The 22,338-nt window shown below is 39.0% G+C and carries 18 protein-coding genes; 11 read left to right on the top strand and 7 right to left on the bottom strand.

The window, feature by feature from the left end:
* Positions 1 to 17: 17 nt before the first annotated feature.
* The 3 genes from panB to pcnB form a co-directional block, all read right to left on the bottom strand.
* Positions 18 to 812: a 3-methyl-2-oxobutanoate hydroxymethyltransferase gene (panB, locus tag FCS21_RS01020; RefSeq protein WP_138620126.1), complete on the bottom strand. Its 795-nt coding sequence runs from the start codon at positions 810 to 812 to the stop codon at positions 18 to 20.
* A gap of 124 nt (positions 813 to 936) precedes the next feature.
* Positions 937 to 1,440 (bottom strand): 2-amino-4-hydroxy-6-hydroxymethyldihydropteridine diphosphokinase, encoded by a 504-nt coding sequence (gene folK, locus FCS21_RS01015; protein ID WP_138620125.1) that lies wholly within the window; start codon positions 1,438 to 1,440, stop codon positions 937 to 939.
* Between the two features lie 12 nt (positions 1,441 to 1,452).
* On the bottom strand, positions 1,453 to 2,910 hold the full coding sequence (pcnB, locus tag FCS21_RS01010) for a polynucleotide adenylyltransferase PcnB (protein ID WP_138620124.1): 1,458 nt from the start codon (positions 2,908 to 2,910) through the stop codon (positions 1,453 to 1,455).
* A gap of 281 nt (positions 2,911 to 3,191) precedes the next feature.
* Here pcnB and FCS21_RS01005 point away from each other — a divergent pair, with 281 nt between their 5' ends.
* A complete protein-coding gene (locus FCS21_RS01005; RefSeq protein WP_138620123.1) occupies positions 3,192 to 4,982 on the top strand; it encodes a GGDEF domain-containing protein in 1,791 nt (596 codons plus the stop codon).
* Positions 4,983 to 5,049: 67 nt separating this feature from the next.
* Here FCS21_RS01005 and FCS21_RS01000 read toward each other — a convergent pair whose 3' ends face one another.
* The 4 genes from FCS21_RS01000 to sfsA form a co-directional block, all read right to left on the bottom strand.
* Positions 5,050 to 5,739: an SDR family oxidoreductase gene (locus tag FCS21_RS01000; RefSeq protein ID WP_138620122.1), complete on the bottom strand. Its 690-nt coding sequence runs from the start codon at positions 5,737 to 5,739 to the stop codon at positions 5,050 to 5,052.
* Positions 5,740 to 5,816: 77 nt separating this feature from the next.
* Positions 5,817 to 6,776, bottom strand: a complete 960-nt coding sequence (gene gluQRS / locus FCS21_RS00995; protein ID WP_138620121.1) for a tRNA glutamyl-Q(34) synthetase GluQRS — start codon at positions 6,774 to 6,776, stop codon at positions 5,817 to 5,819.
* A 42-nt stretch (positions 6,777 to 6,818) separates the two neighbouring features.
* Positions 6,819 to 7,265, bottom strand: a complete 447-nt coding sequence (dksA, locus tag FCS21_RS00990; protein ID WP_138620120.1) for an RNA polymerase-binding protein DksA — start codon at positions 7,263 to 7,265, stop codon at positions 6,819 to 6,821.
* Between the two features lie 309 nt (positions 7,266 to 7,574).
* On the bottom strand, positions 7,575 to 8,303 hold the full coding sequence (sfsA, locus tag FCS21_RS00985) for a DNA/RNA nuclease SfsA (protein WP_138620119.1): 729 nt from the start codon (positions 8,301 to 8,303) through the stop codon (positions 7,575 to 7,577).
* A gap of 140 nt (positions 8,304 to 8,443) precedes the next feature.
* Between sfsA and hrpB the strand changes: the two genes are divergently transcribed.
* The 10 genes from hrpB to thrC all read left to right on the top strand — a co-directional run bounded on the left by hrpB (position 8,444) and on the right by thrC (position 22,245).
* The gene (gene hrpB / locus FCS21_RS00980) at positions 8,444 to 11,020 is read left to right on the top strand and encodes an ATP-dependent helicase HrpB (protein ID WP_138620118.1); all 2,577 of its coding nucleotides are present in this window, start codon (positions 8,444 to 8,446) and stop codon (positions 11,018 to 11,020) included.
* Positions 11,021 to 11,088: 68 nt separating this feature from the next.
* Complete coding sequence (gene mrcB / locus FCS21_RS00975; protein ID WP_138620117.1) at positions 11,089 to 13,410, top strand: penicillin-binding protein 1B; 2,322 nt, start codon at positions 11,089 to 11,091, stop codon at positions 13,408 to 13,410.
* A gap of 216 nt (positions 13,411 to 13,626) precedes the next feature.
* Positions 13,627 to 13,911: a YebG family protein gene (locus FCS21_RS00970; RefSeq protein WP_246046937.1), complete on the top strand. Its 285-nt coding sequence runs from the start codon at positions 13,627 to 13,629 to the stop codon at positions 13,909 to 13,911.
* A 44-nt stretch (positions 13,912 to 13,955) separates the two neighbouring features.
* A complete protein-coding gene (locus FCS21_RS00965) occupies positions 13,956 to 14,756 on the top strand; it encodes a M48 family metallopeptidase (protein ID WP_138620115.1) in 801 nt (266 codons plus the stop codon).
* Between the two features lie 331 nt (positions 14,757 to 15,087).
* Positions 15,088 to 15,453, top strand: a complete 366-nt coding sequence (locus tag FCS21_RS00960) for a response regulator (RefSeq protein WP_138620114.1) — start codon at positions 15,088 to 15,090, stop codon at positions 15,451 to 15,453.
* The gene (locus FCS21_RS00955) at positions 15,450 to 16,058 is read left to right on the top strand and encodes a chemotaxis protein (RefSeq protein WP_138620113.1); all 609 of its coding nucleotides are present in this window, start codon (positions 15,450 to 15,452) and stop codon (positions 16,056 to 16,058) included. The genes FCS21_RS00960 and FCS21_RS00955 overlap by 4 nt, the downstream gene beginning before the upstream one ends.
* Entirely contained in the window at positions 16,058 to 17,077 is a 1,020-nt protein-coding gene (locus tag FCS21_RS00950) for a GGDEF domain-containing protein (RefSeq protein WP_246046936.1), read from the top strand. The genes FCS21_RS00955 and FCS21_RS00950 overlap by 1 nt, the downstream gene beginning before the upstream one ends.
* Positions 17,078 to 17,444: 367 nt before the next feature.
* The gene (gene thrA / locus FCS21_RS00945; RefSeq protein ID WP_138620112.1) at positions 17,445 to 19,922 is read left to right on the top strand and encodes a bifunctional aspartate kinase/homoserine dehydrogenase I; all 2,478 of its coding nucleotides are present in this window, start codon (positions 17,445 to 17,447) and stop codon (positions 19,920 to 19,922) included.
* A complete protein-coding gene (gene thrB, locus FCS21_RS00940; protein WP_138620111.1) occupies positions 19,922 to 20,908 on the top strand; it encodes a homoserine kinase in 987 nt (328 codons plus the stop codon). The genes thrA and thrB overlap by 1 nt, the downstream gene beginning before the upstream one ends.
* 23 nt (positions 20,909 to 20,931) lie before the next feature.
* Complete coding sequence (gene thrC, locus FCS21_RS00935; RefSeq protein WP_138620110.1) at positions 20,932 to 22,245, top strand: threonine synthase; 1,314 nt, start codon at positions 20,932 to 20,934, stop codon at positions 22,243 to 22,245.
* Positions 22,246 to 22,338 lie beyond the last annotated feature (93 nt).

Genomic DNA, 22,338 nt, shown 5'->3' with positions numbered 1-22,338 from the left:
GCTTTTATAGATTGTGACTACTTAAATATATGTTCATCAGCCGGGAAGTTGCCTTGGCTGACTTCACTGATATAAAGTTCAATGGCTTTTTTAATATCACCAGTATCTTTTAAGAAGTTACGTGAAAACTTAGGCATATAATTGCAGGCAATACCTAAGGCATCGTGCATCACTAAAATCTGTCCGTCAGTATCTTTACCTGCGCCTATACCAATAGTTGGAATAGTTAGTGCTTTAGTGATGGCTTCACCTAATACGGCCGGAATACACTCAAGGACCACTAATTGTGCGCCAGCGGCTTCAAGTGCTTTGGCATCGGCGATCATTTGTTGTGCTTTATTATCTTCACGGCCCTGTACTTTAAAGCCACCAAAAATATTAACGGATTGCGGGGTTAAACCTAAATGCGCACACACCGGAATACCTCGTTCAACTAAGGCAGCAATAGTGTCGTTAAGCCAAGCGCCACCTTCTACTTTTACCATGCTAGCTCCCGCTTGCATTAACAGCGCAGCATTGGCTAACGCTTGCTCTTGTGTGGCGTAGCTCATAAAAGGCATATCAGCAATAATAAGCGTGTCTTCAACACCGCGTTTTACGCAGCGAGTATGGTAAGCCATATCCTCTATGGTTACTGGCAATGTGCTGTCTTGACCTTGTAAGACCATACCTAAAGAATCACCAATAAGAATAGCGTGTATACCTGCTTGGTCAAAGAGTTTTGCAAAACTAGCATCGTAGGCCGTAATTGTTGAAATTTTCTCGCCTTGTTGCTTCATGTTAAGCAAGCTTGCTGTGGTTATTTTAGCCATGGTTTTTCCTACTAGGTTAAATTTAAGAGCAAATTATAGTCATGTTGAACATAGTGTTAAGCGCCGCGTGTAGAGTAATATTAAGCGCAATCGTAAGGGTAATTTTAACCGTGATACTTAGTATTTATGATGGTGATAGTGGTAGTTTTATTATGCCATTATTATTGATGTTATCAGCGAGTTCACTGACCGCGCTACCATCGGGTAACTGTAAGGTAGGCGCTATTTCAGCTAAGGGCAGTAAGACAAACTCACGTTGTTTCATACCGTAGTGAGGCACCGTTAAGCGCTCATTTTCAATGGATTCATTGCCGTATAAAAGAATGTCACAATCGAGTATACGCGCGCCCCAGCGGTTATCTTTACGTATTCGCCCTGCGGCGTTTTCGATGGCTTGCAAGGCGTCTAATAACTCAAGAGCGGATAAGCTCGTTGTTATGGCGATTACCGCGTTAATATAGTCATCTTGATCTTGTGGCCCCATCGGCTTACTTAAATACAGCGCTGATAATGCAATCACCTCACTCGATGCAATGTGAGCGATTTCTTTTGCAGCATTACTTACCTGTATTTTGGGATTAGATAAGTTGCTACCTAAACCGATGTAAGCCGTTGTTGTTTTTTTCATGGCTGGTCGGTCTTACTCTGTTGGCTTGCTAGTAGGTTGACCAGCTGGAATATCCGTCGCCTTGGTACTTGGCTTACGACGCTTCTTCGGGTTACGTCGTTTAGCGCCTTGCGGAACATTAACGCCTTTAATCATTTGCAGTCGCGCTTCATTGGATACTTCTTGAAAGTCTGTCCACCAGTGTGCTAATTCTTTTAACTCAGCGGTGTTTTCTATTTGTGCACGCAATAATAAGAAATCGTAACCGGCTCTAAACTTAAGGTGTTCAAAGGTTTTAAAGGCTTTTTTCCCTTCACGGCGACTGAGCTTATCTTGTAAGATCCAAATGTCTTTAATAACCGCTTGGAAACGCTTAGGGATAGCAATGCTGCGTTGTTGCTCTGGCATAATTTCATTGAGTGCAGCAAAAAATACATCCTGTGGCGTAAGCTGCGTGGTAATTTTAATGTGCTGAATATGTCGTTGTAATGGATACCAAAGCATAGCAGCAAATAAAAATGCTGGTGTCACTCGCTGGTTGTTATTGATGCGTTTGTCAGTGTTTTCCATTGCTAGCATAATAAAGTCTAGCAAATAACTTGCTTGTTCAGATTCATCATTAAGCGCTTGGTCAACCGCAGGAAAGAAATAACCAAACAGGTTATAGCTACGCAGTTGCTCAAAGTTAGCTACCGCTTTGCCAGTAATGAACATCTTTAAGAATTCTTCAAATAAACGCGCAGCAGGAATACTGGCCATCAGTGGCGAGAGTTCTTTAATCGGTGCTTTAGTATCTGCACTGATTTGCATATCTAGTTTGGTGGCAAAGCGAATCGCGCGTAACATGCGCACAGGGTCTTCGCGGTAACGCGTGTGGGGATCACCAATTAAGCGAATAACTTTGTCTTTTACATCTTGTACGCCATTAGCAAAATCATACACTTTAAAATCTTTAGAAGAGTAATACAGGGCGTTAATGGTAAAGTCTCGACGTTCAGCATCTTCTTCTATTGTGCCATAAATATTGTCACGCAATAACATGCCTTCATCACTTTGCTTAGCGATTGCTTTACCTTTTTTATCGGTGTCGTTAGTACTATCATGATGGCCTCTGAACGTAGCAACCTCAATAATTTCACGACCAAAAACAATGTGCGCTAAACGAAAACGGCGACCTATTAAGCGACAGTTTCTAAACAAATCTTTAATTTGGTCAGGGGTTGCGTTGGTAGCAATATCAAAGTCTTTAGGCTCTAAACCTAATAAAATATCACGAACACCACCACCAACTAAGTAGGCTTCGAAGCCGCCTTTATTTAACCGATGTAATACTTTAAGCGCATTAGGGCTCATTAATTGGCGCGAGACAGGGTGCTGATCTCGAGTGAAAACTAGTGGATTATCAAAGGATGCAGTAGTCACCTTTTTTTTGTTACTAGCGCGTTTGTTAACCGTCTTTTGAGTGGACGTTTCGGCGGTAGCTTTACTCACTTTTTTAGAGAAAACTCTTTTGCATAAATTAATAACGCTTTTGATAATCACAGGCCTTTAATATCGACATAAAATAATGGCGCAATGATATAACAGCACAGAAAAAAATCATAGCGTAAAAGCGCGTAACAAAAAACATAATTTGGCTAATGACTGAAATGATACTGTCACTATTTTGTCATAATACTGTAGTAAGTTAAGGGAAATAAAAATAACCATTATACCAACGCTATTCACTTTAGCTAAATGGCAATTCACTTAATAGAGCTGGTATTTATTCTATGAATTTAAAAAATGTACTGATAGATATTATTCAAAAGCAACAATTAACCGCTTTTTTCCAACCGATTTATAACACAAATAATAATCAACTTTATGGTTACGAAGCACTCATTAGAGGACCATCAGATAGTCCTCTACATAATCCACAAGCTTTGTTTGATGCAGCGTTGTCGGTTGGTGTTTTGTCTGAATTAGAGCTTGTTTGCCGTAAAATATCGATAGCACGCTTTGTCGATTTAGGCTTAAAAGGAAAGCTGTTCTTAAATGTCAGCCCAATGATCTTTTTACAAGCGGATCATCCGCAAGGTAAAACATTGTCGTATTTAGCTGAACATCAACTAAAACCTGATCAGGTTGTCATAGAGTTAAGTGAAAAGTACCCCATAGAGTCTCCTGTCGTTTTGCAACAAGCATTAATGCACTATCGTAATCTAGGCTTTCAAATAGCCGTTGATGATTTGGGCGCAGGGTATGCAGGTTTAAAGTTATGGTCAGAAGTTAAGCCTGACTTTGTTAAAATTGATCGGTATTTTATTAACCAATGTCATCAAGACCCCATTAAACGAGAATTTATTAAAAGTATTGTTAACCTAGCAGCGAGTATTAATGCACAGGTTATTGCTGAGGGTATTGAAACTGAAGGTGAATTTGAGCAATTACAAACGTTAGGTATGAGCCTTTTTCAAGGCTACCTATTTGCTCGACCAGAGCCATACCCGTCAATAAAATTACCCTCTATTTTACAAAATAATGTGCAGGTACAGCATTACACGGCACATTTTGAGCAAATGGCTTCATCATTGTTACAATTTATTCACCCATTAAAGAGTGATGAGTTAATTAAAAATGTTGTTGAATATTTACATAAAAACCCTAATGTCCATTCAATTCCTGTTATTGAGGGAAATAAAGCCGTAGGGATGATTTTACGTGATAATTTACTTGAATTATTTTCTACGCCGTTTGGACGAGCGCTTAATGAGCGTAAACTCGTTAAAGAAACCATGATGAATTCACCTGTGATCGTTGAAGCGAATACTCAGCTTGACGAAGTGGCTGACCTTGTAACGACCAAGCAAGATGAGAAACTATTATGGCATTTTATTATTACCGACAAGGGTAAGTACGTAGGTATTGGTTCGGTACGAGATTTGTTACGACAAATAACACAGCAACAATTACAACATGCACGTTACGCTAATCCGTTAACTATGCTGCCGGGTAATGTACCCATTTATCGAGAAGTCGATGCCTTGGTGCAACAGAAAATAAATTTTCATTTTGCCTATTTTGATTTAAATAATTTCAAACCTTTCAATGATGTTTATGGTTATGCTAAAGGCGATAAAATCATTAAATTACTGGCAGAGCTAATCAATAAACATGCACAAAGCCATAATTTTGTTGGTCACATTGGTGGTGATGATTTTGTGGTTATTTTTAAAGGAAATGATTGGCAGGTTATTTGTGAAGAAATAATCAAAGAGTTTGATGTGCTGATTAGCCAGTTTTATGATAAAAAACATTTACAAGCAGGAGGTATTGAAGCTAAATCGAGAGCGGGACAGTGGCAATTTTTCCCCTTACTCAGCTTAGCTATTGGCGTGGTGTCACCTGATCTTTTATTATGCCACTCGCATCACGATATTGCTGAATTGGCTAGTGATGCTAAAAAACAAGCTAAAAAGTTTACTACCTCGGCCATTTTTGTTTGTCGCCGTGGCAGTCCTGCCTGTTGTAAAGTAAACGAGGCGAGTGAGCCGGCTGTTCTTGAACGTTTTGCCAGTTAACCACGATAATTGTTAACTGGCACGGTTGATAACGTCGAGTATTTAGCCAAGCCCATTCACGCGCTTTTTACCAAGGTAATGACTCACCGTTAGAGTGCTTAAACACGCCCGTTTCAGCTAATGATAACTGATCCATCAAGCCGATAAGTCGTTCAGCGGCTAGTTCACTACTGATATCACCGCTATGATTTACCATGTCGGTTTGTACATAGCCTGGGTGATAAATACCCACTACAATGTTATCGGCTTTTAAATCTTGAGCAAGTGACATCGCGGCAATGTTCAGCGCAGCTTTAGACATTCGATAGCCATAACGCCCACCTGAGGTGTTATCTGTTATTGAACCCATGCGAGAGGTAATGAGTGCTACCTTACTGCCACTTGATAAGTTAGGTAGTAAGGCGTGTGTTATTAATAACGGCGCTAACGCATTAACGTTAAATTGCTCGGTAATGGTGGCCGCGTTTAAGTGTTGTAGGTTTTCATCACGTAAAATACCGGCATTGTTAATCAGTAGGTCAATATTAACCTTGTTAAGCGCAGTAACAGCTTGGGTAATCCCTTGAGGTGTTGAAACATCAACTTGCTCAATAATATGTAGATTAGCGGCAGAGCTAAGCTGTGTTAATGCGGATGAGCTATGACGACAGAGCGCATAAACGGTATCGCCACGCGCGACGCATAGCTTGGTCATGGCAAAGCCTATACCGCGATTTGCACCGGTAATAACAATCGTTTTCTTGGTATTAGTAGACATATTATTTCCTCTTTTTTAAATCATTTAATAGTGTGAATACGATAAAAGTCTAATGCTAATAGCGCCTAATAACACACTTAATCAATATTTATTGCGACGGCTTTGGGCACAAGGCGGCGTTGCCAATGCTTAATCGCCCAGTTAATTAGCTCATCAACGCTGGCACTGGCTAACTCAGGCAAGGGCGATTGCCCTAAAAACTGCAGTGCTGCCATTAACGCGGGCTGTGGCTTAAGATTATCAATAGCAGGCGCTTTGTTTTGTTTACTCAGTTTATAACCATCGTTTGTTACGGCTAAAGGAATATGACCGTATTGTGGTGTAGTGCATTGCAAGGCGTTATTACTTAACGACTTTCTTAATGTTTGAAAAAGCGTCAATTGCCGAGCGGTTGGTTCAAGCAAATCACAGCCGCGAATAACATGACTGATATTTTGGGCAATATCATCAGCAACAACAGCAAGTTGATAAGCAAATAAACCGTCTTTGCGATGAATAATAAAATCTTCTTCAGCTAAAGCTTTGTCACAGAGCACATTACCTTGAAAAATATCATTAAATTGATGAAAGCCGTATTGATTGACGAGTCTTATTGCGCTGTGTTGAGCTGGATGATTAGCGGTTAGGCATTGACCTTGGTATATACCACCGCTAGCTTTAATTTGAGCGCGGGTACATTGGCAATAATAACTGATTTTTTGCTCTGCTAAGCTCGCTAAAATATCGCGATAATATTGAGATTGATTGCTTTGATAAAGTACGCTTTCATCCCAGTGTAGCCCAAAAGCTTCAAGGGTTGATAGTATAGCTGCGCTAGCGCCTTGTTGTTCACGTGGGGGATCAATATCTTCAATACGAATTAGCCACTTGCCTTGCTCGCCTTGATCATTGATAAATGATTTAGCATCAAGAAAGCTCGCTAAGGCGGCGATAAGGGAACCAAAATGAAGTAAACCTGAAGGAGAGGGAGCAAAGCGACCACGATATTGAGCCCTTTGATGGGGCGTTGGTGGTCGCTTGATAGGTAAGCTTTGCATGTTAAATATGCTTAACTATTAACAGTTACAAGTAGCTAAGAATTAGCCAGCCATTTGGCGTTCTTTAATTTCAGCTAATGTTTTACATTCAATACAAAGATCAGCCGTTGGGCGAGCTTCTAAACGACGAATACCAATTTCTATGCCGCAAGAATTACAAAAACCGAAATCATCATCCTCAATTAACTGTAAAGTTTTTTCAATTTTCTTGATTAATTTACGTTCGCGGTCACGGGTACGTAATTCAAGGCTGAATTCTTCTTCTTGAGCGGCTCTGTCCACAGGGTCAGGAAAGTTAGCGGCTTCATCTTGCATATAGGTTACGGTACGATCAACTTCTTGTCGTAATTGTATGCGCCAAGCATCTAAAATTTTCTTAAAATGTTCCTTTTGAGGTTCATCCATGTACTCTTCGCCAGGCTTTTCTTGATATGGCGCAACGCCAGCTAAGGCTAGAACACCTAATGGCTTATTTTTACTTTTTGGCATGCTTAATTCTCCAAATGCTACATAGACCAAGGTAATTTATTAATATACCACGTTTTTAGGATTTTGCGAGATCCTGGCATACGAGGCGTAATAAGCTATATTACCTTTGTTGTAAGTACCAATATTTTGATATATGACCCGATTAATCAGGACTATATGGTGTCGCTCGTGATAAAAATCAACTGATGAGCTAAAATAATTGTTTTATTTATATTTATCAGTAAGTTAGTTTAAATTAGTGGTTTTGTTAACTTCTTTAAAAATTTTGAGCAGGGTCTTTTAGCAAGTTTCACTACGGTTAGTCAACCTTTATCGCTCAATAAATGGGATCTTCTTTGATAAGCTCATCGTTAATTGATCTTGTTTAAATGAAAAGTTGGCCTTATAAGCGATGATTTCAACCCCCTTTGTTTGCGCTTCTTTCAATAATTTAGCATAGTTTGTATCAATATGCCCTGCAGCGGCAACATCGTTAATACCGGTATGTAAAACGGCAAAGAATAGTACAGCTCGGTGTCCTTGCTCAACCATGTCGATTAATTCACGCAAGTGTTTTTGACCGCGTGTTGTTATCGCATCAGGAAAGTAGCCATAATCATTATCGAGTAAGGTGACCGATTTTACTTCAATGTAAGTGTCTGGAGCATGCTGATACTTAGCTAAAAAATCAACACGGCTGTTTTCATTGCCATATTTTACTTCACGCTGTAAATTACTAAAGCCTGATAATTCAGCAATTAAGCCTTGATTTAATGCTTCTTCAACTAACTGATTTGCACGTAAGGTGTTTACGCAAATAAAATGATTGGCTTGGCTTTGGGTTATTTCCCAGCTAAAAGGGTATTTACGTTTAGGGTTAGTTGAGGTGCTATACCAAATAGTATCCCCTGGCTCAGCGCAACCTTTCATTGCCCCTGTGTTAGCGCAATGTATGGTGGTTTGTTTAGCATTGACTAAGGCGTTAGCGGTTAATTCAATATCAGCTAGAAAGCGTTTGTAACGTTTAATTAATGTGCCAGCTTGTACTTCGAGTATCATAGTAAAATGTCTTAGCTCAATTTAAGTTCATCATAACGTAGTTTTTTATTGTGGTACAAATTGAATCCGTTATCGAGTTATCCTCAGGCAGTAATAATTGTTATCATGGCGGTCATTATGTTAATCACCTTATGTGAACAATGGCTTTGACTACTACGCTCCCAATAAACAACATTAAACAGCAATTTTGCCAAACGTTAAACGCGCAAAATATGCTGATATTGTCAGCGCCACCTGGCGCGGGTAAATCAACGTGTCTGCCACTATGGTTATTATCCTTGCCAAGCTTGGCGAATAAAAAAATATATTTACTACAACCAAGGCGCTTAGCGGTTAAAAATATAGCCACTTTTTTAGCGGAGCAATTGCAGGAAAAAGTCGGTGAAACTGTTGGGTATCGATTACGTAATGATAATAAAACATCAGCTAACACCCGCCTTGAGGTTATTACTGAAGGTATATTAACGCAAATTATTCAACAAGATGCCGAGCTTTTAGATACCGGCTTAGTTGTTTTTGATGAATTTCATGAACGTAGTTTGCAAGGCGATTTAGCGTTTGCGTTAACGCGTGAAGTACAAACACAATTACGCGACGATTTAAAAATACTGCTAATGTCGGCTACGTTAGATATCGATTATTTAAGCCAAGCCTTACCTGATGCGCATGTGCTAAGTAGTGAAGGGCGCAGTTACCCGGTAACGATTAGCTATCAAGCGCCTAAAGCCCAGCAACGTTGGCGTGATCATGCCTTTGCGGTAATCAAAGATAAGATGTTTGAGCACAAAGGATCACTATTAGTTTTTTTACCTGGCGTCGCTGATATTCGCTTTTTATTTACGCAGTTAACTGCTCAGCAAAATCAGCATAATGGTGGCGCTCAAGACGTGAAAATTTGTATGTTATATGGTGAGTTGAGTGTTAAAGAGCAGCAGCAAGCCATTGCCCCTTGTGAAAATGGTCGTCGTAAAATTGTTTTAGCCACGAATATCGCAGAAACCTCATTAACGATTGAAGGTATTGATTTAGTGATTGATTGCGGGTTTGAAAAGGTGGCTGTTTTTGATAGCGCCAGTTTAATGAACAAGCTAATGCAAAAACAGATATCAAAAGCGTCAGCGGTGCAAAGAGCAGGGCGAGCTGGGCGATTAATGCCTGGGCAGTGTATTCGCTTATATGGCAAAGATGATTTTGAACGTAGACCACTACACAGTGTTAATGATATTCAACAAGCAGACTTACTACCAACCTTGATTGAAGCGGCTCGATGGGGTGTTACTCGCTTAGCCGAGTTACCTTTATTAGAATTACCCAGTAAAGCGAAAGAGCAACAAGCTTGGCAAGAACTACATAGCTTAAATATTGTTGATGATAAATACTTACTCACTAAGCATGGGGAGCACGCCTCTATGTTGCCCTGTCATCCGCGTTTTGCTCATATGATCTTAATGGCGAAAAACCAAGCACCATTAGCTTGTTTACTTACCGCATTACTGGAAGAGCGTGATGTTTTTAAGGGCGAGCAAGCTCGATTTGATTGTGATTTAGTACAACGTTTACAGTTACTTAGTCGCTATAAAAGTGACTATAAAAGCGCGCATAAAAGTCAGCATAGCAATCCTTTATTCGAGCGCATTATCCAGCAAGCCAGTCGACTGGCTCAACAGCTACAATTACGTTTGAATCTACAGGCGCTGGATGTCACTAAAACTGGGCTATTACTTGCCTATGCCTATCCTGAGCGGGTTGCTAAAAGCCGAGGGAATCATGGTGATTTTATTTGTGTTAATGGTAAAGGAGCAGTAGTACATGAGCAAGACGCTTTAGCCGAAGAGGCGTTTATTGTGATTGCGCAAACGAGTGAACACGGCAACCAATCCGCCAGTCAGTTAAGGGTAAGGTTGGCGAGTCAAGTTAGTTTAGCAGAGATAACGGTGCTTTTTGCTAAGCAAATTAAGCAGCACGATAGTGCTATTTTTGATCATAAAAGCGGCAGGATAATAGCGAGACGACAAACCTCGTTAGGTGCTATTGTGTTAGCAGAACAACCATTAACACAAGGGTTAACTGCCCAAGCAATTAGCACCATGTGGTGTGATTTACTAAGACAAAAAGGACTGGACTTTTTACCTTGGCAAGCGAAAGATTTAGCGTTAAAAGCTCGTTGGCAATGGCTTAATGATTATTTTCCAGAATATAATTTAGCGGCCATTGATGACCAAACGTTATTACAGCAGCTAAGCACTTGGTTTACGCCATTTGTTGGTGAAGTAAAAACGAAAGCACAGCTGGCTAAGATAGACTTATCACAGATGTTATTATCTTTATTAACTTACGAGCAACAACAAATAATCAACAAAGCTGCGCCTAGCGTTTATATTGGTCCAACGGGCAGACATTGCCCTATTAGTTATTCTCAAGATAAATCACCTAAAGTCTCTTTACCTATGCAAGAGTTATACGGCTTAACCATAACACCTAGTGTTGGGGCAATAGCAGGTATTAGTAAAGAAAAGCAAGGGGTTGCTCTATTACTCGAATTACTTTCACCAGCACAGCGGCCTATTCAAGTAACACAAGATTTAGTTAAATTTTGGTCGGGCAGTTATCAAGCAGTACAAAAAGACATGAAAAGCCGTTACCCTAAGCATTATTGGCCAGACGACCCTATGAATGCCAAAGCAACCAATAAAGTGAAACGCCATATCAAAGAGTAAGTGATAGTTAGCAGTAAAGCTAAATAAACAACTAAAGCACGACAACCTTCAACGTATATCGAAACATAATGCCAAAAAACAACGTAACCAAAGCCAAGTCATCAGTGAAAAAAACAGCGCCGAAGAAAAATTCAATCACACGTCGATTAGCCGTCATTTTAGTTAAGCTAATGATTGCCATGTTATTTACTCTAGGCATTTATACTATTTATTTAGATGCTAAAGTAAGGAAAAAATTTGAAGGACAACGCTGGCAAGTGCCCGTTCAAATTTATGGACAATTAAAGAAGCTGCAGCTGGGTGAGTCAGAAAATTTAAATGAGATTGCTCAAGCCTTAACCATTAATGGTTATAAAAAAGTTAACTTTGTTACTCGCGTAGGGCAGTTTGCCCAATCGGCAGAACGTTTAATTATTTTTCAGCGCCCATTCGAGTTTACTGATGGCGTTAACAGTGCCCAGCAGCTCAATATTGAGGTCGTTAACGGTATTGTTGTTGCATTAAGTATTAATAATAAAGCCGTTACTGCTTTAACACTTGAGCCACAATTATTAGCGCGTTTAGTACCCAATAACAAGGAAGATAGAGTGCTAGTGCCGCTAGAAGAGTTACCTAGCCAATTGGTCGATACCTTATTACTGGTTGAAGACCGTGATTTTTATCATCATCATGGCGTATCACCCGTAGGTATTATCAGAGCACTAGTTAATAATATTCGCGCAGGGCGCACCGTTCAAGGTGGTAGTACCTTAACGCAACAACTAGCTAAAAATATGTTTCTTAGTCGAGAGCGAACACTGACTCGAAAAATTAAAGAAGCGTTAATGGCACTGATTTTAGAGTTTAGATACAGTAAAGATCAGTTATTAGAAGCCTATATTAATGAAGTTTATTTAGGACAAAATTATGCCAATGGTGTTTATGGCTTTGGCTTAGCGACGCAGTTTTATTTTGGTAAAAAAATTAATGAGCTAAGTAATGCTCAAATGGCTTTACTGATAGCGCAAGTTAAAGGCCCTAGTTATTACGATCCGTGGCGCCATCCAAAACGAGCGACAGAGCGACGTGACCTTATCCTTAGGTTGATGTTTGAACAGCATTTATTATCATTAGCTGATTTTGAGCAAGCGGCAGAGTCAAGCTTATCGATTAGACCACAGCGACGTTTAGCCAAGAAAAGTTATCCAGCATACCTTCAATTGGTTAATGACGAGTTAAATCAACATTTATCGAGCTTTACTCAAAAGTCAGGCATCAAGGTATTTACCGGTTTTTCGCATAGAAGCCAGCAATTATTAGAGCAAAGTGTTGCTAAGCAGTTACCTTTACTAGAAAGCCAATATAAACAACGTGATTTAGAAGCGGCTATGGTGGTTACTGATATTGCCAGTGGTGAAATTAGAGCACTGGTTGGCGGCAGAGAAAGTGGTTATGCGGGCTTTAATCGCGCCATTAATGCCAAACGTCATATCGGCTCGTTAATCAAACCGGTTATTTATGCAACCGCTTTAGAGCGATACCAGCAATATAATTTTGCTACTATTTTAGATGATAAAGCGATCACTTTAAAAAGTGGTTCAGGTAAAAAGTGGCAGCCTAAAAATTATGATGGTAAATACCGAGGGCAGGTATCGTTAATCGAAGGTTTGGTCTATTCCCTCAATATTCCGACAATTAATTTGGGTATGAGTTTAGGGTTAACTAGTGTTGCCGATGCTATTAAAAATTTGGGTTATCAACATAAACTGCAAATGCGTCCGTCAGTATTACTAGGTGCCATTAATATGTCGCCACTGGAGATTAATCAATTATATTTAACCATTGCTAATAAAGGTTACTATCAAAAAAGTCATACCATCACCAAAATACTATCAGCAAATAATGAAACACTTTGGCAAAAACAGCCGTTAAGCGAGCAGCGATTATCAACAGGTGGCGCTTACTTACTTAATTACGCATTAGAAAAAGTTGTACAAGAAGGCACAGCGAGGTCACTCACTTGGCGTTTACATAATAACAAGCTAGCAGGTAAAACAGGGACGAGTAATGACTTACGAGACAGTTGGTTTATTGGTTATGATGACAAGCATTTAGTAACAACCTGGTTAGGAAAAGACAACAACACATCAACCGGATTAACTGGTAGTAGTGGTGCGCTACCTTTATTTGCTGATTTTATTAAAAAGCAGGGGGTTGTTAATAAAACAGATGACAAACCTGAGGGTATATTAGTGACTTTATTCGAGCAGCAAACGGGGAATGCAGTAACTGAAGAGTGCGCTAATACCGTTATTTACCCAGCAATCCGGCGCGGCATAGTCACCTCAAGCAAATGCCTACAAGAGAAACAGGATAAACGAAATTGGTTTGAAAAAATATTTGGTAGCTAGTGTTAACAGCTTGCTCTGCTTAGTGATGAGTTTGATGTTAGCCTAGTGTTAATTTAACTGTTTTTATATACAGTTTTTTATTGGTTGTGTTATTGTTGCGAATATAACGTATATTTTACCATGCAAGCATAAGCGCAATAAGTAGGATGGAGAAAGCTAATGGCAGTTGAAAGTCGGTTCGTAGTAATTAGAAACGGGGTAGAGGCGAAAACATTTATGGATAAGAAATCAGCTGATGAATACGACAAAATGTTGGATATGGCTGATAACTTAAGCCAAATGTTCGCTAAATCTTCAGTCGAGTTAAGTGATAGCGAAAATGAAGAGTTAAGCATCTTTTTAGCGGAGCATAGAGAAGAGGTCTTAGTCGCTTTGTTAGCGAAAAAACCGAGCAAAGCACCAGCAAAGAAAAGCACAGACAAAGCGCTTGACACATCGGCGGCACCGATAAAAAAAACGAAAGCCAAAACCACCAACACTAAGTTGAGTGAAGCAAGTTAAGTATGTTAACGATGCAATCAATCACCAGTGATGGTTGACATGTTATGATTAAATATCAATTAATTCGCAGTAAGCGCAGAAAAACATTGATGCTACAGGTGAAGCAAGGTCAAGTGGTTGTTAGAGCGCCATACCATGTTGATACTGGCTTTATTGATAACTTCATACACGAAAAATCTGCTTGGTTAGTTAAAAAATTAGCTGAGCAGCAAGCAAAACCAAGCTTTTGTGATTTTAGCAATAATGCCAATATATTATTTTTAGGTGAGCTTCTTACGCTTAACATTGGCGTAGCAAGACACGCTAGTATATTTGTTGATAGTGGCTTAATTAGTCACGGCTTAACTAATCACAGTCTAGCTAATGACGAGCTCACTGAGGATATAGAACTATCTAGTATCTACCAACCTGTGCCAAGACAGCTGAATGTAATTATTAGCAACAGAGCAAATAATCGGTTAACTGAGCCTTTAGCCCAGGCTCAATATGTTAAAAAACAACTCGAGCATTATTTTAAGCAACAAGCTGAACAATTAATTAGTGAACGTCTAGCGCTTATCAGTAAGCAAACCTCATTAGTGCCTAGTAAAGTAACTATTCGTCAATATCGTGCACGTTGGGGAAGTTGTAATAATAGGGGCGAAGTTAGCTTTAATTACCTGCTAATGATGACTCCTTGCTATGTGATTGATTATGTTATCGTGCACGAGTTATGTCATTTAGTGCATTTAAATCACTCTACCGCGTTTTGGCAGCTTGTCGCAAAATACTCGGCTAACTATCAAGTCGCTAAAGAGTGGTTAAATAAGCACCAAACACAATTGTATTGGCAAAGTCCTCGTTAATACCATTTCGTATAAAGAAGAGTACATGCGTTCCAAAAGGACCCATGTCTAATAAAAGGTAAAGGTTTATTTGTATCGTTATTGATTTTGACAAGGACGCTACACGGAGGTGGCTTATTAGAGAATGCAGGCATTGTGCTGAGTAATCATTCCCTACAATTAATGCCTTGCCTCTAAACCTTTACATTCTGGCTAAGAGATTACTTTTTTATCCTGATTAGTATAAGGTCAAAAAGCTAATTACTTATTAACAATCAGTAGTTTTTAGGGTAAATTGTCTCTAACAAAATAAAAATAATTAATATAACTAAATAATTAAAGGCTTTCTTCTATGAGTCCAGCGGTACTTATTTGTGATGATTCTAACATGGCTAGAAAGCAAGTGCTTCGAAGCCTTCCTGATGAATGGAAAGGCTCTGTTCAAACAGCAAGTAATGGTGAAGACGCTTTAAAAATATTACGTGATAATAGTATTAACGTCTTATTTCTTGATCTTACTATGCCGGGGATTGATGGTATTGGCGTACTTCAAGGTATACAAACATTAAAACTTGATTGTAGTGTTTTTGTTATTTCAGCAGATATTCAGCCTGAAATGCAAAATAAAGTCAAAGAGCTTGGCGCTAAAGAGTTTATACGTAAGCCTGTACAGCAAGATATTTTACTGACTCATTTACAACAACATGGCCTATTATGAGTGAGTTTCATTTAACCGAAGATCAACAAGATTGCTTGCAAGAACTTATCAATATTGCCATGGGCCAAGCCAGTGACCAGCTTGCTCGTTATCTTGATAGCTTTGTTTACTTAAAAGTGCCAAGTATAGAAAGTGTTGATGCTAAAGAATTAATGCGTACGTTAAGTGAGCAGAAAAATGCAATAGCGGTTGTTAGCCAAGGCTTTTTTGGTCATGAAGGTATACGGGGTGAAGCGCTATTAGTGTATCAGGAAGGCGACTCTGATCGTATTGCTGACTTACTAGGTTATGAGCCAGATGATTTATCAAAAGATGAGCAAGTTATTGATATTAGTTCTATTTTAACTACTACCTTTTTGAATGTGTTTGCACAACAAATTGATAATCAAATGTCTTATAATGCCCCGAAATTATTACCTAACGTCAAAGATAATTTGTTTGAACATTTGCAACAGATGCCCTTTACTTGGGATATTGCATTAAAAGTAAATATTAACTACCAAGTTACGGATTACTCGTTTAATTGTAATATGATTTTGCTAATTCCTGAAGTGGCAATAACCAATATAAAACATGTACTTAATAGGATATTAGCAGAGTTTTAATGTCTGATATAGATAAGGCACCTATGCCAGAAAAGGGGATTGACCAAACGCTTTTAGGCGCACGGATCACCAAACAAATAAATATCCAAATTGCTAATCAGTTAAACACCGGTATTTTGGTCGTCGATGCGCAGTTAACCATTATTGTTTGGAATCGTTTTTTACAGGTTCATACCGGTAAGAAATCAGAAAACGTACTTGAACAGTCAATTTTCAGTGTTTTTCCTGAATTACCTGTGCGCTGGTTATCGCGTAAGCTAAATTCAGTATTGCAACTAAATACACCCAGTTTTTGTTCTTGGGAACAAAGACACCATCTATTTAATCTACCTCATACTCGTCCTATTACCACTGATAGTGATTTTATGGCGCAAAACTGTACTTTTTTACCCATAGTCACTGATACTAACGATAGCTATATTTGTATTCTAATTGAAGATGTTACCGATGTTTGTCATTATCAAACACAACTAAAAAAAGCGTTAGCGGAGTTGGCTAAAATTAATCGTATCGATGGTTTAACTCAAATCTATAACCGTAGACATTGGCAAAAATCATTAGAGCAAGAATACGCAAAAGCACGACGACATGATAAAAAGTTGTCGTTAATTATGCTCGATTTAGATCACTTTAAGCTATTCAATGACAACTATGGTCATCAATGTGGTGATATGGTACTTATTGAGGTGAGTGCTTTAATCTCGACCTTATTGCGGGTTGAAGATATTTTTGGTCGTTATGGTGGTGAAGAATTTGCTATTATTTTACCTGAGACTGACTTAAGCGGTGCCATCGAATTAGCACAACGTATTTGTGGTCGAGTAAGTGCCTTAGCGCTAACTTATAAAGAGCAAAATGTTAAGGTTACTGCGAGCTTGGGTGTTGCTCAGCTAGGTGAACAAGAGCAGTCTTATGAAGCCCTAATTAGTCAAGCAGATGCTGCTTTATATCAAGCAAAAGCGCAGGGACGTAATAAAGTGTTTAGCAATCAATGTTCAAGCACTTTAGCCGTTGGTTAACATAAATAACTAATAGCAATAGCAGGTTTCACTTATACAGCAAATTATTATGCATAAATTATTACTTTTTATTTAGTATTATTTGTCATTAAACATTGACAGTTATCGTAACTTAAGGCACTTTATGGTGTATGACTATATACAGCAGCTACACTATCGTTATTACCATCATCACCCGAATTAGGATGGTGGTCGCTGGCTAACGTGTAAAAAATAAACATTTTATCGAAGCCCGTGACCTGCAAAGGTGACGGGCTTTTTTTATGCTCACAATGGAGAGTATTAACTCTAATACTATGCAGTAATTAATTTTTTTTTTGCATAAAAAGATAATTATTATTCATTGTTTCTTAATAAAGGAAAAAACATGCGTGTACTTAAATTTGGTGGCTCATCATTAGCCTCTGCTGAGCGTTTTCGCCAAGTTGCCAATATTATCCAAAGTAAAAGCGAATCATCAAAAGTTGCCATTGTTGTATCGGCCCCACAAGGCGTTACTAACCACTTAGTTGCTATGGCTGAGAACATTATTGATGAAGCAAAAGCAGTTACCGATTTAGGTCATTTTAAACGCGCCATTACCACCATTATTGATGATTTATCAGCGAGTATTAGTGATTTTAATCACCAGCATTGTGAGCAAGCGTTAACTAATTATGAACATCAGTTACAACGTTATATGCAAGGGGTAACATTATTAACCTATTGCCCAGATCATATTAGAGCCCGTATTATCAGTACCGGTGAGCGTTTAAGTGTGGCCATACTTGATGCAGTATTGCAAAGTAGTGGTATACAGGTGTCGTTATTACAACCGGAAAAATTCTTATATACTAATAGCTCTTCACTTAATGCTGTTGCTGACTTGGTGCTGTCAAAAGAGAAATTTAGTCACGAATATAATGAATTAAACCAAGTGTCGTTAATGCCAGGTTTTATTGGTGTAAACGCTGATAACGACAGCAATACACCACAAATAACAACATTGGGCCGTAATGGCTCTGATTATTCTGCCGCGGTATTAGCGGTTTGCTCTGATGCCGAATGTTGCGAAATTTGGACTGATGTCGACGGAGTGTATAACGCCGATCCTCGTTATATAAAAGAAGCGCAACTACTTGATTACTTATCTTATCAAGAAGCTATGGAGTTATCATATTTTGGTGCCAGTGTTTTACATCCCAAAACGATAGGCCCTATTGCGCAATATCACATTCCTTGTTTAATCAAAAACACGAGTAACCCGAGCGCCCCTGGTACGTTAATTTCGAGTGAAAATGATAAACAAGATCGCGTTAAAGCGATATCTAATCTTGATAACTTAACCATGATCAACGTGTCAGGTCCTGGCATGAAAGGTATGGTTGGTATGGCGAGTCGTGTTTTCGCTACCATGAGTAGAGAAAATATTTCGTTAATACTTATTAGCCAGTCTTCTAGTGAATACTGTATTAGTTTTTGTATTTACTCAAGTGATGCCCAACGTGCAGAGCAACGATTACAAGAAGAGTTTGAATTAGAACTTTTAAACGGCCTACTAGAGCCATTAGCGCTTAAAGATGATTTATCAATAGTGTCACTTGTTGGCGATGGTATGCATCAACAGCGAGGCGTAGCGGCTAAATTCTTTAGTTCATTAGCACAAGCGCGCGTTAACGTGGTAGCTATTGCTCAGGACTCTTCAGAGCGAAGTATTTCGGTTGTTATTGAAAAACGAAAATGTATGGATGCGATGAAAGTAAGTCATCAAAACTTCTTCTCTCATAAGCCGACTATTGATGTGTTTTTAGTAGGCTGTGGCGTTGTCGGTAGTGAGTTAATTGCTCAAATTTCTCGTCAACAAGATAGTTTAAAAGAGCAAAATATTGTGTTAAAAGTTTACGGTATTGCCAACTCTAAAGGTATGGTATTTGACCAAGAAGGTATTGATTTAAATAACTGGCAAGACGTTGTTGCACAAGCAAAAGATGTTCGACCAGTTACGGTTGATAACCTCAAAGCTTTTGTACGCGATAATCATTTAATCAATCCCGTGTTTGTTGATTCAACGTCTAACGAAGCATTAGCGATGAGCTATGTCGATTATTTAGCTGAAGGCTTTCATATTGTTACGCCTAACAAAAAAGCCAACACAGACTCTTGGGAGTATTACCAAGAACTACGTAAAACAGCACAGAGCACTAACCGTCGTTTCTTATATGAAACAACCGTAGGCGCAGGTTTGCCGGTTATTGATACCTTACAAAGCCTTATTAAAGCCGGTGATGAACTACAACGTTTTGAAGGCATATTATCAGGCTCGTTATCTTATATGTTTGGTAAGCTTGATGAAGGCATGAGCTTGTCAGAAGCGACTGCTATTGCCAAAGAAAATGGCTTTACTGAACCTGACCCACGTGATGATTTAAGTGGTATGGACGTAGCACGTAAACTATTAATTATGGCGCGAGAAGCGGGCATGAAATTAGAGTTATCAGACATTACTATCGAATCAGTCTTACCGAGTGATTTTGATGACAGTGGTGATGTTAGTCAGTTTATGAGTAATTTAACCAAGCTTGATGACGAGTTTGCGTCGCGCGTAGCCGCGGCGAAAGCTGAAGGCAAAGTATTGCGTTATATTGGTAATATTATTGATGGAAAATGCCAAGTCTCTATTGAAGCGGTAGGTACAGAACACCCGTTATACAGTATTAAAGACGGCGAAAATGCCTTAGCGATCCATAGTCGTTATTACCAACCACTACCGTTTGTATTACGTGGTTATGGCGCAGGTGCAGCAGTAACAGCTGCCGGTGTTTTTGGCGATTTATTAAGAACTTTAGCTTGGGAGCAACAGCACTAATGTCAGTTAGTCATAACACGGTTAAGCAAAGTGTCTCGGTTTTCGCTCCTGCTTCTATTGGTAATGTTAGCGTTGGTTTTGATGTGTTAGGCTTAGCAGTAAAACCTATTGATGGCACTTTATTGGGTGATGTGGTTAGCGTTAGCGCGACAACCTCAGGTGAAAGTAGCTTAACAGTTATTGGCAAGTTTGCTGATAAATTACCGAGCAACAAAGAAGATAATATTGTTTGGTCTTGTTTGTTACTGTTTAACGAAAAATTACTTACCGTTAAGCAAACGTCTATTTTGGTTGATATTGTATTAGACAAAAAAATGCCTGTTGGCAGTGGCTTAGGCTCAAGTGCCTGCTCTGTTGTTGCAGCATTAGCAGCCTTAAATGCTTTTTATGCCAAGTACCATGACTTTAGCTTTAGTGAAAACGAGCTGTTAAAAATGACTGGGCAAATGGAAGCGCAAATTAGCGGTAGTTTACATTATGATAATGTTGCGCCGTGTTATTTAGGTGGCTTACAGTTAATGGTACCTGACGTTGATATTATTTCGCGTACGTTACCTAATTTCGCCGACTGTTATTATGTAATGGCTTACCCAGGTATTGAAGTGTCAACTAAGGCCGCACGTGATGTTTTACCCACGCAATATAGTCGTAGCGATGTTATTACCTTTGGTCAAAACTTAGCAACTTTTGTTGATGCCTGCCATCGTCAAGATAAAAGCCAAGCTTTTTCAGTGCTAACCGATGTTATTGCTGAACCGTATCGCACTGACTTATTGCCAAAGTATAAAGCATCTCGAGATTATTTAACCACGCAAGGCGCTTTAGCTGTTGGCATTTCAGGCTCAGGACCAACACTTTTTTGTGTTTGTGATAGCCAGCCACAAGCTGAGCAGTTTGCTTTATGGTTACAAGAACATTATTTACAAACCGCATTAGGCTTTGTTCACGTATGTAAAGTGGATGAAGTTGGCGCCACAGAAATTTAGTAAACAGATTATTAGGAAAAATAGTGAAATATTATAATTTAAAAGAAAATAGCGAACAGGTAACTTTCGCCCAAGCGGTAAAGCAAGGCTTAGGTAAAAATCAGGGCTTATTTTTTCCAGAATCTATGCCTAAACTAGATAATATAGACGAATTACTGGCTATGCCTTTGGTAGAGCGAAGCGTTAAAATATTACAACCCTTTGTTAAAGGTGATTTAACTAAAAAAGAATTAACTGACATTATTACTGATGCCTTTAACTTTCCTGCTTTATTACAGCCTATTAGCCCAGAGCGCGCTATTTTAGAGTTATTCCATGGTCCAACATTAGCATTTAAAGACTTTGGTGCCCGCTTTATGGCTAAATGTCTACAAGCTTTTGTTGCTAAAGATGCTAAAGCCAGTGGTGAAACTAAGCCGTTAACTATTTTAACCGCTACCTCAGGCGATACTGGAGCTGCTGTTGCGCATGCTTTTCATGGTATTGATAACATTCGTGTTGTGATCATGTACCCGAAAGGTAAAATTAGCTTACTACAAGAAAAAATGTTCACTACACTGGGCGGTAATATTGAAACATTAGCGGTAGAGGGTGATTTTGATGATTGCCAATCTTTAGTTAAGCAGTCTTTTGATGATCGAGAATTAGCCAATACTATTGGTTTGAATTCAGCTAACTCAATCAATATTAGTCGTTTATTAGCACAAGTATGTTATTACTTTGAAGCAGTTGCACAACTATCTCGTGCCAAAAGCGATTTAAGTAACATAGTGTTCTCTATTCCAAGTGGTAACTTTGGTAACCTAACCGCAGGCTTGTTTGCTAAAGCGATGGGCTTACCTATTAAACGCTTTATTGCTGCGACTAATGCGAATGACACGGTACCGCGTTACTTAGAAACAGGGCAATGGACACCTAATACAACCGTCGCTACGATTTCAAATGCTATGGATGTGAGTAACCCAAATAACTGGCCACGTGTTGAGCATATGCTTAAAAGTGGTATTGTTGAAGAAGGCTGTGTTAGCTCGGTATCGATTGATGAAGAGCAAACACAATCTACGGTTATTCAACTGAGTAAGTTAGGTTACATAAGTGAACCACATGCTGCTGTTGCTTATAAAGCATTACAATACAGCGCTACGGAAGGTGAGTTTGGTGTGTTTTTAGGTACTGCTCACCCTGCTAAGTTTAAAGAAGTTGTTGAAAGTATTCTTGGGCAACCATTGGGCTTACCCAAAGAACTTGCTGATTGTGCGGGCGAACCTATTTTGTCGAAAGACCTTGCGGCAAATTTCAGCGATTTACGTAGCTATTTATTAAGTGAAGCTATTTAGCCATTTAACTAGCTTACTTAGTACATACTAAGTACATACTAAGTACATACTAACGTAATAAATAAAAGCCATCACTTAGCTGATGGCTTTTTT

Origin of the sequence: Colwellia ponticola (genome assembly GCF_005885605.1) — a bacterium.
GTDB lineage: Bacteria > Pseudomonadota > Gammaproteobacteria > Enterobacterales > Alteromonadaceae > Colwellia > Colwellia ponticola.
The sequence above is the reverse complement of the archived record's forward strand: the minus strand, read 5'-3'. Positions and strand labels throughout refer to the sequence as shown.

Excerpts from the sequence above, each read along its gene's own strand:
- panB (WP_138620126.1), bottom strand. The coding sequence starts at position 812 with ATGGCTAAAATAACCACAGCAAGCTTGCTTAACATGAAGCAACAAGGC.
- folK (WP_138620125.1), bottom strand. The coding sequence starts at position 1,440 with ATGAAAAAAACAACAACGGCTTACATCGGTTTAGGTAGCAACTTATCT.
- FCS21_RS01005 (WP_138620123.1), top strand. The coding sequence starts at position 3,192 with ATGAATTTAAAAAATGTACTGATAGATATTATTCAAAAGCAACAATTA.
- FCS21_RS01000 (WP_138620122.1), bottom strand. The coding sequence starts at position 5,739 with ATGTCTACTAATACCAAGAAAACGATTGTTATTACCGGTGCAAATCGC.
- gluQRS (WP_138620121.1), bottom strand. The coding sequence starts at position 6,776 with ATGCAAAGCTTACCTATCAAGCGACCACCAACGCCCCATCAAAGGGCT.
- dksA (WP_138620120.1), bottom strand. The coding sequence starts at position 7,265 with ATGCCAAAAAGTAAAAATAAGCCATTAGGTGTTCTAGCCTTAGCTGGC.
- sfsA (WP_138620119.1), bottom strand. The coding sequence starts at position 8,303 with ATGATACTCGAAGTACAAGCTGGCACATTAATTAAACGTTACAAACGC.
- hrpB (WP_138620118.1), top strand. The coding sequence starts at position 8,444 with ATGGCTTTGACTACTACGCTCCCAATAAACAACATTAAACAGCAATTT.
- mrcB (WP_138620117.1), top strand. The coding sequence starts at position 11,089 with ATGCCAAAAAACAACGTAACCAAAGCCAAGTCATCAGTGAAAAAAACA.
- FCS21_RS00970 (WP_246046937.1), top strand. The coding sequence starts at position 13,627 with ATGGATAAGAAATCAGCTGATGAATACGACAAAATGTTGGATATGGCT.
- FCS21_RS00965 (WP_138620115.1), top strand. The coding sequence starts at position 13,956 with ATGATTAAATATCAATTAATTCGCAGTAAGCGCAGAAAAACATTGATG.
- FCS21_RS00960 (WP_138620114.1), top strand. The coding sequence starts at position 15,088 with ATGAGTCCAGCGGTACTTATTTGTGATGATTCTAACATGGCTAGAAAG.
- FCS21_RS00955 (WP_138620113.1), top strand. The coding sequence starts at position 15,450 with ATGAGTGAGTTTCATTTAACCGAAGATCAACAAGATTGCTTGCAAGAA.
- FCS21_RS00950 (WP_246046936.1), top strand. The coding sequence starts at position 16,058 with ATGTCTGATATAGATAAGGCACCTATGCCAGAAAAGGGGATTGACCAA.
- thrA (WP_138620112.1), top strand. The coding sequence starts at position 17,445 with ATGCGTGTACTTAAATTTGGTGGCTCATCATTAGCCTCTGCTGAGCGT.
- thrB (WP_138620111.1), top strand. The coding sequence starts at position 19,922 with ATGTCAGTTAGTCATAACACGGTTAAGCAAAGTGTCTCGGTTTTCGCT.